We start from the raw sequence: 13423 nt of genomic DNA on the forward strand, positions 1-13423 counted from the left end.
GACGGCTCCGGTCGAAAAAAGGGGCGCCATTATGGCCCAGGTAACGAGCGGGGCAAAACCGCCGTCACCATTGGATTTCGCGGCCCACCCGCGGCAGCGGATCGCCATGCCGGTCATAGGCGGTCAGCGATGCCCCGTTGTCATCGAGCACGATCCGCGAGAACGCATCACGGCTATGCACTTCGCCGGGCACTGACACCTTGCCCATCGATAACCGGCTCAAACCGCGCAGGCTGTGCTGATCACGGATCATCGGCCGGTACCAGCGAAACGCCATCAGCGCGGTGGGCCAGAACAGCCCGGAGCAGATCCAGGCATGCACCGGCGCGCGGCCACGGGCGTCCAGGCGCGCGTAAAGCGAGGCGTGCACATCGCCGCTGAGTACCAATACCCGTCGACAGCCGGCATCACGGATACCCTCCAGCAGCCGCTGACGCTGGCCCCGGAACCCTTCCCAGGCGTCGTTGCCGCGAAACGGCCAGCGCTGTTCCGGGAACAGCGGCACCGAGGACACCAGGCATTTGATTCGGTCAGGTTCCGTATTGAGCCACTCCAGCACCGCTTGTTCCTGTGCCTTGGAGGTAATCCGCTTCTGCCATGGCCAGCGGCTCAGCACTCGCTCCGTACGCAGGTCCATCATGAAGAAGTCCGCGCACCCCCAGCGGAAGCGGTACCAGAGCGCATCCGGATCACGGTCCAGGCGGGTACCGGCGTCGTTCAGCGGCACCGCTGGCGAATGCGACGCCTGATAGATCTGATAGGCCTTGATCGCCGCCGGATACTTGCTGGTCCAGAGATCGGCGTCCGCCCGCGCCGGCCAGTTATTCTCGATCTCGTGATCATCAAGGATCATGTGCTGGTTGTAACGGGCCATCAGCCGCTTGATGTTGGGCTGACCAAAACTCTGCCGGTACAGGTCGAAATAATGCTGCTGGGTGGACGCCGCCGACAGCCGCCAGGTGGCATCGGCATAGACCTGATCGCCGCCAAACATGACGAAATCCGTGGGCTCATGCTCGGCGACACCGGCCATGGTGGCGAACACCCGGTCGGCCCGGGCGTCCTCCACCTCCCGGTCGGGTCCGACGAAGCGATAGCAACAGGAGCCGAACAGGAACCGGGCCGGCGCTGTTTCATCCAGCGGCGAGGTACGGAAGGTCCCCTCGTCGGCTCCGTCCCACTGTAATGCTGTATCGACCACGGCACTGTCACTGACCCAACCGGCCTGGAACTGGTAACGGCATCCCGGTTCCAGTTCCGAAAGCACCACCACGCCGCTGCTGTCGAAATTGCCGTTGATACGAAAATGCTTCGGTCCGCGCCAATGGTGTTCCCCTTCGCGGCGCCAGCGAATCCGCCCCAATGCCTTTTTTTCCCCGGCCACCAGCGACGCGCTTGGCATCACCCCCAAAATACGCACCCGCCGTGGCGCTACCGCTCCCACCACGGGTCCCACCGAAAATGAGTGGACTTTCACATTTCCCCCTGTTTTGCGTGGTCACCATCCATGGCGGTCACCCTGTGGGCCGTCGCCAAGGCGACGTCAAAAATCGCTCCCGGCGATTTTTCGTGACCACCGTCCATGGCGGTCACCCTGTGGGCCGTCGCCAAGGCGACGTCAAAAATCGCTCCCGGCGATTTTTTCCTCTCTATTCCGAGCTGGCAAGGCCGCCATACTTAATTAATACTATCCAGATGGATCGCCTCATCGGGTTACAACGATTTTGATCAAGGACGCAGCAAACCGCTCAATCTGGCTCGCACTTTCCGGCTTGCTCATCTTGCTGCTGTCGGTAAGCGCGCACGCCGCGGAAGCGGTGGTCATCAACCACGGCGATGATGACCTCTCGCCCTATTCCCACCTCGGCTATTTCTGCGCTCCGGCCAACCAGGTGCCCGACCGCGACACCCTGACCCGCGATCTGCAACGCTGGCCCTGGCAACCTGCCGGTGAGCACGCCCCCAATCTCGGCTTCACCCGGGACCATTGCTGGTTCCGGCTGGCGGTGGAGAACCGCGATCCGGCGCGCACCGACTGGCGCCTGGAAATCCCCTACGGCCTGCTGGGGCGGCTACAAGTGTACGTGCTGGACGGGCAGAATGCGCTGCTCTCGGAGTACCGGGCGGGGATCGATCTGCCCTTCCAGGCGCGCCCGGACCATCACGCCCTGCCGGCGTTCCCGTTAACCCTGCCCGCCGGCGAACCGCGCACCGTATTGATGCTGGTGGATTCCGCCCACAGCATCCAACTGCCCATGCAGTTGCTCAGTTCCGAACATTTTCATCAGCAGTTGCAGCACAGGACCCTGCTGCAAGGCCTGTTCTTCGGCGGCATGCTGGTGATGATTCTCTACAATCTGGTGCTGTTCTTCACCATCCGCGAGCGGGTTTATCTGCTGTACGTTTGCTGGTCCCTGGTGGTGACGCTGTTCATGGCAACGTTACACGGGTTCAGCCAGCAATATCTGTGGCCGGGTTCCGCTTTGATCAGTCAATACTCGGTGCATTATCTGCTGCCACTGATCGTTATCATGCCATCGCTGTTCAGCCTCAATTTCCTCAGTCTGGCGGAGCGGGCACCACCGCTGGCCCAGTTGCTCAGGGGGCTGGTGACGGTGGGAGTGGTGCTGCTGTTGGCGGCGCCCTTCATCAGCCGCGATACGCTCATCCCGATCTGCGTGCTGGCGATCCTGGTCATGGATATCAGCATCATGGCGGTGGCGGTGGCCCGGGCTCTGGCCGGCGATCCCGACGCGCGTATTTTCACGCTGGCCTGGACCTGCTTCATGGTCGGCGCCGCCACCATGGCGCTGAACAAATACGGTGTACTGCCACGAACCACGCTCACCGAGAATCTGGCGCAAATCGGCGTGTTCCTGGACGTGGTGCTGTTGTCCCTGGCGCTGGCGCGGCGTATCACCCGGCTCAAGGAGGCCCACGCCCATTCCGTGCGCGACAAGGCGGTGGCCGAGATGGAAGCGTTCAAGGCCGGTGCCCGCAACCAGGCCAAGAGCGAGTTCCTGGCCACCATGAGCCACGAAATCCGCACCCCCATGAACGGCATCATCGGCATGACCGACTTGCTGCGGCGTACTGATCTGACGCACCAGCAGGGTCAGTATGTGGACACCATCTACCAGTCCACCCAATCCCTGGTCACGGTCATCAACGACATTCTCGATTACTCCCGTATCGAATCCGGCAAGCTGGAACTGGAGCTTCAGGAAGTGGACCTGGAGGCTCTGGTGGACGATTGCGTGCGGCTGTTCACCGCCCGCGCCAACGAAAAACGGCTGCCTCTGTACACCTACATCGACTCGCGGGTGCCGCAGTACATCCAGGCCGACCCGATCCGCCTGAAGCAAATTCTCACCAATCTGCTCAGCAACGCCTTCAAATTCACCGATCGCGGCCAGGTGGCGCTACACCTGACCGTGCGTCAGCCACCCGACGATCAGGGCTATTGTGTGCTGATGATGGAAGTGGTGGACACCGGGATTGGCCTGGACGAGGCGCAGCAGCGCAATCTGTTCCAGGTGTTTAACCAGAGCCCCCATGGCGCCCGCCACAAGGCCCAGGGAGCCGGGCTTGGTCTGACCATCTGCAAACGGCTGGTGCAGTTGATGGGCGGCGAGATCGGCGTATCCAGCTCGCTGGGGCGCGGTGCCACCTTCTGGTTGACCCTGCCCACGCGGGTTCAGCGCGGTCCACGGCAGGACCGGCCTCTGGCCGGCCGCAAGGTCATGTTGCTCAATCAGGACGCGGCCCTGTCGTTGAGCCTGTCCCAGTTGCTCACCCGCTGGGGCCTGCAAGTGTATGAGAACAGCGATGCCCGCGAAGCCTTGAACACCCGCCCGGCGGACCTTGAGGTGGATCTCCTGATCGCGGCGGAGGACAACCTGCAGCTGTGCGACGACCTGCTGGCCGCGCGACGCGCCTTCGGCAATCCGCCCCTGATGATCCTGCAGACCATTGGCGCCCAACTGGAAGGCGAATTGCCGGAAGACATGCTGCTGCTGGAAACACCGGTGTCGTCCCGGGGCCTGAAGAGCACCCTGGGCCAGTTGCTGCGGCAGCAGCAACCGGCCGCCCCCGAGACAGGGCCGCGTCCCGCCAGCACCGGCTCACCGTTGTCACGGCTGAACGTCATGGTGGTGGAAGACAATGCCGTGAACCAGTTGGTGATCGACTCCATCCTGCGTTCACTGGGCATTCACGCCACCCTCCTCGACCACGGCGGCCAGGCGCTGGAGCACGCGATGCAGACGCCGGGGGGCTGGGACGTGATCTTCATGGACTGCGAAATGCCGGTCATGGATGGCTATCAGGCCACCCGCGAGATCCGCCAGTTCGAGGCGGACCGGGAGGTGGACCCGAGCTGGATCATCGCGCTGTCCGCCCACGCCACCAATGACTACGTGCAGAAAGCTCGGGAAGCCGGCGTGGACGACTACCTCAGCAAACCGGTCTCTCGCGACCAGGTGATGGAGGCGCTGCAACGCAACCGGGCCATCGCCAATCTGAGCGCGCCTTAGGGGATTCTTCCGCGAGTCCCCCCCAACCCTGTTTTGTATCCGCGGGCGCGGCCGAATCGGGCGTGAAAATAACCGCCATGGCCAGTATCATAGCCGGTCCGATTCCGTCCACGATGTAGTCTTTCATGAGCGACCAAACCCGTAAGATCCTGGTTACCAGCGCCCTGCCCTATGCCAATGGCCCGATCCACCTGGGTCATCTGCTGGAGTACATTCAGACCGACATCTGGGTGCGCTTCCAGAAACTGCGTGGCGTCAATTGCCTTTATGTCTGCGCCGACGACGCTCACGGTACCGCCATCATGCTCAAGGCGCAGGAAAACGGCATCACGCCGGAGCAGCAGATCGCCCAGGTGAAAGCCGATCACGAACGGGATTTCGCCGACTTTCTGATCCGCTTCGATAATTACTACAGCACCCACAGTCCGGAGAACAAAGCGCTCTCCGAAATGGTGTTCCAACGGAACAAGGACGCCGGCTACATCGTCGAGAAGACCATCACCCAGCTTTATGACCCGGAAAAGGGCATGTTCCTGGCGGACCGCTTCGTACGCGGCACCTGCCCGAAATGCAAATCCCCGGATCAGTACGGCGACAACTGCGAGGTGTGTGGCGCCACCTACTCGCCGGCGGAGCTGATCGAGCCCTATTCCGCCATCAGCGGCGCCACTCCGGTGGAAAAGGAGGTCACCCAGTTATTCTTCGACCTGCCTCAGTTCGAACCGTTGCTGCGCGAATGGACCCGCTCCGGCTCCCTCCAGGAAGGCGTGGCCAATAAGCTTCAGGAATGGATGGAAGATCTGCAGCCCTGGGATATCTCCCGGGAGGCGCCCTACTTCGGCTTTGAAATTCCCGGCTATCCGGGCAAATTCTTCTATGTGTGGCTGGACGCCCCGATTGGTTACATGGCCAGTTTCCAGAACCTGTGCGAGCGCGAAGGGCTGGATTTCGATGAATACTGGCAGCCGGACTCCAAGACCGAGCTGTATCATTTCATCGGCAAGGACATCATCAACTTTCACGGCCTGTTCTGGCCGGCGATGCTGGATGGCGCCGGGCTGCGCAAGCCCACCGCCATCTTCAGCCATGGCTTTGTCACCGTGAACGGCGCCAAGATGTCCAAGTCGCGCGGCACCTTCATCAAGGCACGCACCTATCTGGAGCATCTGAATCCGGAGTACCTGCGCTATTACTTCGCCGCCAAACTCAACAACCGGGTGGACGACTTCGATCTCAACCTGACCGACTTCGCCCAGCGCGTGAACACCGATCTGGTCGGCAAGGTGGTGAACATCGCCAGCCGCACCGGTAACTTCGTCAAGAAATTCGGCGGCACTCTGAGTGCTCAGCTGGATAATCCATTGCTGGTGCGGGAAGCCCAGGAAGCGGCGCCCCGCATCGCTGAGTTCTATGAACAACGGGAATTCGGCAAGGCGATGCGGGAAATCATGGCGTTGGCCGATCACGCCAATGGCTATATCGCCGACAAGGCCCCCTGGACCCTGGCCAAGGAAGAAGGCCGGGAACAGGAAGTGCTGGCCGTGTGCACCACCGCCCTGAACGTGTTCCGCCTGCTGACGCTGTATCTGAAGCCGGTATTGCCGGGTCTGGCGGAGCGGGCGGAGCAATTCCTGGCGGTCGAGCCGATGACCTGGGCGGACGCCGATAAGCTGCTGCTGGAGCACCCGATCAACAAGTTCACTCCGCTGATGGCGCGGGTGGATATGGCCCATATCGAAGCCATGCTGGAAGCATCCAAGGATTCCACGCCGGCGGCGGCAAAGAACAAGGAAGACAACAAAACAGCCGGGGCGGCGGCGCAAAGCGAGGGTCACATTGATATCAGCGATTTCAGCAAGGTGCAGCTGCGCGTCGCCAGGGTGATCGAAGCGTCCCATGTGGAAGGCGCCGATAAACTGCTGTGTCTGCGGCTGGATGTCGGCGCGCTTGGCGAGCGCACTGTGTTTTCCGGCATCAAAGCCAAATACAGCCCGGAACAATTGAATGGCAGGTTACTGGTGCTGGTCGCCAACCTGGCGCCACGCAAGATGAAATTCGGTGTCTCCGAAGGCATGATTCTGGCCGCCGGCCCCGGTGGCGAGGATATCTTCCTGCTGTCTCCGGACAGCGGCGCCGAACCCGGTATGGAAGTGGGCTGAACACCGCGGGAAGACTCACCCCGTTATTCCGCGATGTGTCTCCCCTCCCAAAAAAAAGCGGGCCATAGGGCCCGCTTTTTTATCGGCTGGCAACCGCGCTTTAGCGTTGCTGCTGTTGTTGCTGTTGCTGCATCTGCTGCATACGCTGCTGCATCTGGCGCTGCTGCTCTTCCATTTTCTTCTGCAGCTCGGCGCGTTGCTCTTCGGTCATTACCGATTCCACCTGAGCTTGCAGCAATACCGTTTTACCGGTGATCTCGCCCATCACTTCACCCAGTTTCTTCGCCGTGCGAGTAATATTGCGCTCGCTGTAACCGGGCTTCACTTCGCCTTGCAGCTTTTCCTGAAGACTGCGAGCTTCCGCCTGGAGCTTGCGGACCTCGGCATCGGTGGACTGAATCAGACCACGGATTTCCTTCTGCTGATCGTCGGTCAGATTGACCAGACTGGCCAGCTGCGCCACTTCATCCGGCTGCCCAGCCTGCTGCGCCTGAGCGGCCAGCGGCAAGCTCAGAGTCAAAGCGGTCAGGGCCACGCCGAGCAATCGAAAAAGTTTCATAACATCTCCATTGAAATTCATCTTCAGGTCCGATACGCCGTGTACCCTATCTCATTCCCCCGGGAAAAACGCGGTGCGGTATGGAAAACACGACACTTTTTACGCTTGTTCAACATCAGCTGCCCGCCGCTGGGGCGGGCGCTATCCGTGATTCTCGCGCCTTCGCTACCCTGCATGAGAAGGAGGGTTGATGTCCAGTACCCCGGAGCTGCCGCCGGTCCTGGCCGGACCAATTCTGAGACGATTGGAAGAACGACGCCTGGTTCTGTGGCTGGTTGCTTCCCACGATCTGGATTTGCATCTGCACCTGTTCGAAACGGATCCGCAGGGCGCACAACCGGACCGGCAATGGCCTCTGAACGCCGACAACTGCCGCAGGCTGCCGGTCGGCGCCGCGGCGGTACTGCACCTGATCGATCTGCCACTGACCTCTTCATTGCCCAAGGGACGGGAAGTCGGCTACGACCTGATCGTCCATGGCCACGGGGCGGTAGCGGACTGGGCGCCCCATTTGCTGCACGCCGGCCAGCGCCGTCCCAGCCTGGTATGGCGGCCGCGTCTTACCAATCTGCTGCACGGCTCCTGCCGCAAGCCCCACCAGCCCGGGCCGGACGGGCTGGCGCGGGCGGATCAGGTGGTGGCGGACTCGCTCGGTGATCCCGAAACGCGCCCTAACCTGTTGTTGCTCACCGGCGATCAGATCTATGCCGATGACGTGGCCATGCCGATGCTGGCCACCGTCCACGCCCTGATTGAGCGGCTCGGGCTGATCGATGAAACCCTGGAAGGCGCCCGCGTTGGCGACAGCCAGGCGCTTTACCAACACCATGACGGCTTCCACCGGCAACGCCTGCTACCTGCGGTGGAAAGTGGCCGCGCCCTGCGCAAACGCTTTTTCGGCGGCGTGCGCAAGCCAATCTTCACCACCGCCAGCGCCGACCGCCATCTGGTCACATTCGCCGAGGTGATCGCCATGTATCTGCTGGCCTGGTCGCCGACCCCCTGGCATCTGGCCGAGCCGCGCCCTCCTCTCCTGGACGCCACCGACCAGGAACAGTATCAGCGCGAAGCGCGGGCCTTGGCCACGTTCCGGGAACAGATGCCAGCGGTGGCCAGGGCCTTGGCCCATCTGCCGACGCTGATGATCTTCGACGATCACGATGTCACCGACGATTGGAATCTGACCGCCGACTGGGAGTTGACCGCCTACGGCCAGCCCTTTTCACGCCGCATCATCGGCAACGCCCTGATCGCCTACCTGCTCTGTCAGGGCTGGGGCAACGCGCCGGACCGGGTGGCGCCTCTGATCGATGACGCCGCCGCGCTGCTCGGCGACGGCACCGGCGCTCTGGTGATGGCGTCCCAGGACGCGCTGATCACCCGCCTGCTGCGTTTTGATGGCTGGCATTACCAATGGCCGGGCACGCCCAAACTGATCGTACTGGATACCCGCACCCGCCGCTGGCGCAGCGAGCGCCGCCCTACCCGTCCTTCCGGGCTGTTGGATTGGGAGGCGCTCTCCGAACTGCAACAAGCCTTGCTCGGCGAGGAAGCCGTGGTGGTGGTTTCACCGGCCCCAATGTTCGGCGTGAAATTGATCGAGACCGTGCAGCGGCTGTTCACTCTGATCGGCAAGCCGTTGATGGTGGACGCCGAAAACTGGATGGCGCACCCGGGGGCCGCGCGGGTTCTGCTGAATATCTTTCGGCACTCCCGCACCCCGGCCAACTACGTGATCCTGTCCGGGGATGTGCACTATTCCTTCGTCTACCGGATCCGCATCCGTCACCGCGACGGCGGCCCGCGCATCTGGCAGATCACCGACAGCGGCCTGCGCAACCGTTTCCCGGAGCGGCTGCTGGAATGGTTCGACCGGCTCAACCGCTGGCTTTATGCCCCCTGGTCGCCACTTAACGCCTTTACCAAACGCCGACGGCTGGCGGTCACGCCCTACCGGCCCGATCCCCATGAAGCCGGCCGGCGCCTGCTGAACCGTGCCGGCATTGGCCGGGTCTGGCTGGATGCCGACGGCGCTCCGGCGCGAATCCGGCATCTGGGCGCCGATGGCCGCGATGCCGAATTCGAGCCGGATGACTGAGTGCCGCTTGATCCACAACAAACCCGGAAGCGGGTCATCGCGGCATAATCCTGCCTGAGAGGCGCTTTCTTATAACGAAACCGCCGGGTAGGGTAAACAAAACCGTCTTGTTCGGCATATTTCCCTGTCCCATACTATGCCGCCTTCATAAACTGGTGAGAAAACAGGCCCGCGGCGCCTTGGCGTCGAGCGGCCGGACGGGCTCCTGTGATGACCGACTACCTGCTCATTCTTGTCAGCGCGGTGCTGGTGAATAACTTCGTGCTGGTCCAGTTCCTGGGCCTGTGCCCGTTCATGGGTGTCTCCAACAAAGTGGAGACCGCCATCGGCATGTCCCTGGCCACCACTTTCGTGTTGACGCTGTCGTCGGTACTCGCCTATCTCACCTGGGCTTATATCCTCCAGCCGCTGTCGCTGGAATACCTGCGTACCATCAGTTTCATCCTGGTGATCGCGGTGGCGGTGCAATTCACCGAAATGTTCGTCAAGAAAGCCAGCCCGCTGCTGTATCGGGTGCTGGGGGTATTCCTGCCGCTGATCACTTCCAACTGCGCGGTACTTGGCGTTGCGCTGCTGAACGTGCGCCAGGAAGACGCCACCTTCATGACCTCGCTGACCTATGGGTTCGGCGCCGCCCTCGGTTTTTCCCTGGTGCTGATACTGTTCGCCGCCATGCGTGAGCGGATCGCCGCCGCCGACGTGCCGGAAGCGTTTCGCGGACCCAGTATCGGCCTGATCACCGCCGGTCTGATGTCACTGGCGTTCATGGGGTTTTCCGGGCTGGTGAAGATATGAAGAGACGGGATACCAAGCGCCCGGCGTCTCCGGAGGCGCGATCATGACCACGATCCTGATTGCCATCGCCGCGCTGCTGGCCCTGGCCGCCGTGTTCGGCGCCGCGCTGGGCTTCGCCTCGGAGAAATTCAAGGTCGAGGGTGATCCCATCGTCGATCAGATCGACGCCCTGTTGCCGCAAACCCAATGCGGCCAATGCGGCCATCCCGGCTGCCGTCCCTATGCCGAAGCCATCGCCAACGGCGAGGAACACAACCGCTGCCCGCCCGGCGGCGAGGTAACGGTGGAAGCGCTGGCCGAACTGCTTGGCCGCGAAGTGCTGCCGCTGGACGACGACGGCAGCGAGGATGCCACGGTGAAGAAAGTGGCCTACATCCGCGAGGACGAGTGCATCGGCTGTACCAAGTGCATCCAGGCCTGCCCGGTGGACGCCATCGTTGGCGCCGCCAAACTGATGCACACGGTGATCGTCGATGAGTGCACCGGCTGCGATCTGTGCGTGGAACCCTGCCCGGTGGACTGCATCGACATGGTGCCGGTGGCCCCGACCCTGGGCACCTGGACCTGGCAGCGGCCGGCCGGCGCCGGCCAAAGCCCCGAACAACGCATCGACGTGGTGAATCTGTGATGTTGGCGAGACTGTTCCGGGGCGGCACCCGCGAAATTTTCGACTTCCCCGGCGGCATTCATCCGCCGGAGCACAAAAGCGAATCCAACACCACGCCGATCCTCCCCGGCCCGCTTCCTTCGCAACTGATATTGCCGTTGAACATGCATATCGGCGCCCCCGCCCGGCCCTTGGTCCAGGTTGGTGACAAGGTGCTCAAGGGACAGCATCTGGCCGAAGGCAACGGTGCCGTCAGCGCCCCGGTCCATGCGCCGACGTCCGGCACCGTCGTTGCCATCGGACCGCGTCCGATCCAGCACCCCTCCGGCATGGACGCCCCATGTCTGGTATTGGAACCGGACGGCGAGGACCGCTGGGGAGACCGGGCGCCGCTGGATGACCCTTTCGCGCTGAGCCCCGGTGAATTGCTGGAGCGCATCGCCGAAGCCGGCATCGTCGGCCTTGGCGGCGCCGGTTTCCCCACCTCGGTGAAGGTGTCACTGGGCGATCATCAGCGCGTGCGTGAACTGATCGTCAACGGGGTCGAGTGCGAACCCTTCATTACCGCCGACGACCGCCTGATGCGCGAAAGAGCGGCGGATATCGTCCAGGGTATCCAGGTACTGCAGTATTTGCTGAATCCGGAACGGACCCTGCTCGGCATCGAGGACAATAAACCGGAAGCCGCCGCCGCTTTGCGCGCTGCCGCCGTCGGCGCCGATATCGACGTCCGCGTGGTGCCCACCAAGTACCCCTCCGGCGGCGAAAAACAGCTGATACAGCTGCTCACCGGCAAGGAAGTGGGCAGCGGCGGCCTGCCGATCCAGGTAGGCGTGGTGTGCCAGAACGTGGGCACCGCCTACGCTCTGAAGCGGGCCTTGTTCGACGGCGAACCGCTGATCAGCCGCATCACCACGGTGACCGGGGACGCGGTGGCACGGCCCGGCAACTATGAGGTTCTGCTCGGCACCCCGGTGGCGGAATTGCTGCAGCACGCCGGAGTCGACAAGACCCGGCTGCAACGGCTGGTGCTGGGTGGCCCGATGATGGGCTTCACTCTGCATAATCCGGCGATCCCGCTGGTGAAAACCAGCAACTGCCTGATCGCCGCATCCACCGATCTGTTGCCGGAGCCGGAGCCGGAGCAGGCCTGTATCCGCTGCGGCGCCTGCGCCGATGCCTGCCCCGCCAGCCTGTTACCCCAACAGCTGTACTGGTACGCTAAGAACGACGACCTGGAGCGGGCTCAACAGCAGAACCTGATGGACTGTATCGAGTGCGGCGCCTGCGCCTATGTCTGCCCCAGCCATATTCCGTTGGTGCAGTACTACCGCTATGCCAAGGGCGAGATCCGTATCCAGGCGGCGGAGCGAGCCAAGGCGGACCGCGCCCGTGAGCGGTTCGAGGCCCGCCAGGCCCGGGTGGAAAAGGAGCAGGCCGAGAAAGAGGCACGCCGCCGCGCGCGCCAACAGGCCAACCGCGCTCCCGCAGCCGCCGGTGACAACGCCGCTGCCCTCAAGCAAGCCTCGTTGGACGCCTCCAAGGCCTATAAAGCAGCGGTCAAGGCCGCCAAGGAAGCGGAAAACCGGGGTGATCCGGATCTGACCCGCTATCAGGCCGAAGTGGAGAAGCGGAAAACCGCCGCGGATCAGGCCAAAGCGGCGGTACGTGACGCCGGCAAGGCCGCGCCGCCGTCCACCGACACCCACCCCAAGGCCGAGGCGGACCTCAAGAAGCAGGTCGCCGACGCCTCCGCCGCTTACAAGAACGCTCTGCGCGAAGCCAAGGCCGCGCTGGCGGAAGAGCGGGAGGATGCCGCCACGCTGCAAAGCCGGGCGGAAACCCTGAAAGCAGAGGCGGACCGGCTCAAGGCCGCCCTGCGTGATGCCCGTGCCGGTCAGCCCGCCAGCGCCCCCACGGCCGCCCCGGATCCGGTGGAAGCACTGAAAAAAGCAGTGGCCGAAGCCTCGTCCGCCTACAAGGCGGCAGTGAAGGCAACCAAGGAGGCGGAACAAAACGAAGCCGATGACGCGGCCCGGTTGCGCGCCGAAGCCGACCGCCTGAAGGCCAAGGCGGACGAACTCAAGCAACAGCTGCGGGACGCCAAGGCCGCGGCGCCCGCCACGCCAAAAGCAGCGCCGTCCCCGGCCGCCGCTGCCGCGCCGACAACAACCGAACCAGCCGGCGCCGGTGGCCAAGCGTCCGCAAGCGACGAAGAAGCAGCCAAGCAGCAAAAACGCCTGAATGCCTTGAAGACCGCCTACAAGATGGCGCACAAGCAATACAAGGAAGCCCATTCCGCCCTCGACCGGGCCCGCCGCGACGGCGCCGTGGATCTGGCCGCGATGGAAGCCCGAGTGGAGAAGCTCAAGAGCAAAGCCGACCACACCCGCGATGCCCTGGATGCCCTGATGGACGAAACCAAGGCATCGCTGCTCGCCCATACCGGCAAGGATCTGAAAACCCTCAAGCTGGACGCCGCCCGCGCGGAAACAGCGCTGCGGGACAAGAGCGACGAGTTGAAACGCCTGCGCGATACCGCCGACGAAGACACCCTGAAACGACTGACCTCGGAGCTGGGCACCCTGGAACACGACGCTCATCTGGCGAGGCGGGCCCTGAAACAGGCCCTGGAAGAACACGGGCTGACGGAAGAATGAATCCTATCGG

General features: G+C 63.1%; 8 protein-coding genes. 6 read left to right on the forward strand and 2 right to left on the reverse strand.

Annotation, left to right across the window (positions count from 1 at the left end; all coding sequences use genetic code 11):
- Nucleotides 1-64: 64 nt before the first annotated feature.
- Nucleotides 65-1477 carry an alkaline phosphatase D family protein gene (locus tag CRO06_RS07840; RefSeq protein ID WP_233925179.1) on the reverse strand — a complete coding sequence of 471 codons (1413 nt, stop codon included), beginning with the start codon at nt 1475-1477 and terminating at the stop codon, nt 65-67.
- A 295-nt stretch (nt 1478-1772) separates the two neighbouring features.
- On the opposite strand from CRO06_RS07840, the gene CRO06_RS07845 reads away from it, so the two are divergent.
- Together CRO06_RS07845 and metG are read left to right on the forward strand one after the other, a co-directional pair.
- Nucleotides 1773-4535: a hybrid sensor histidine kinase/response regulator gene (locus CRO06_RS07845; RefSeq protein ID WP_231504718.1), complete on the forward strand. Its 2763-nt coding sequence runs from the start codon at nt 1773-1775 to the stop codon at nt 4533-4535.
- A gap of 125 nt (nt 4536-4660) precedes the next feature.
- A complete protein-coding gene (gene metG / locus CRO06_RS07850; protein ID WP_022996457.1) occupies nt 4661-6694 on the forward strand; it encodes a methionine--tRNA ligase in 2034 nt (677 codons plus the stop codon).
- 100 nt (nt 6695-6794) lie between these two features.
- On the opposite strand, the gene CRO06_RS07855 is transcribed toward metG, so the two are convergent.
- Entirely contained in the window at nt 6795-7253 is a 459-nt protein-coding gene (locus CRO06_RS07855) for a Spy/CpxP family protein refolding chaperone (RefSeq protein ID WP_022996456.1), read from the reverse strand.
- A 190-nt stretch (nt 7254-7443) separates the two neighbouring features.
- On the opposite strand from CRO06_RS07855, the gene CRO06_RS07860 reads away from it, so the two are divergent.
- The 4 genes from CRO06_RS07860 to rsxC all read left to right on the forward strand — a co-directional run bounded on the left by CRO06_RS07860 (nt 7444) and on the right by rsxC (nt 13413).
- Nucleotides 7444-9351 (forward strand): metallophosphoesterase family protein, encoded by a 1908-nt coding sequence (locus CRO06_RS07860; RefSeq protein WP_097058161.1) that lies wholly within the window; start codon nt 7444-7446, stop codon nt 9349-9351.
- Nucleotides 9352-9561: 210 nt separating this feature from the next.
- On the forward strand, nt 9562-10146 hold the full coding sequence (gene rsxA, locus CRO06_RS07865) for an electron transport complex subunit RsxA (protein WP_022996454.1): 585 nt from the start codon (nt 9562-9564) through the stop codon (nt 10144-10146).
- A gap of 43 nt (nt 10147-10189) precedes the next feature.
- Entirely contained in the window at nt 10190-10774 is a 585-nt protein-coding gene (gene rsxB, locus CRO06_RS07870; protein WP_014995295.1) for an electron transport complex subunit RsxB, read from the forward strand.
- The gene (gene rsxC / locus CRO06_RS07875) at nt 10774-13413 is read left to right on the forward strand and encodes an electron transport complex subunit RsxC (RefSeq protein ID WP_097058162.1); all 2640 of its coding nucleotides are present in this window, start codon (nt 10774-10776) and stop codon (nt 13411-13413) included. Before rsxB ends, rsxC begins: the two co-directional genes overlap by 1 nt.
- The last annotated feature ends 10 nt before the right edge of the window (nt 13414-13423 follow it).

The sequence above is a fragment of the Alloalcanivorax xenomutans genome (genome assembly GCF_900217905.1).
Lineage (GTDB): Bacteria > Pseudomonadota > Gammaproteobacteria > Pseudomonadales > Alcanivoracaceae > Alloalcanivorax > Alloalcanivorax xenomutans.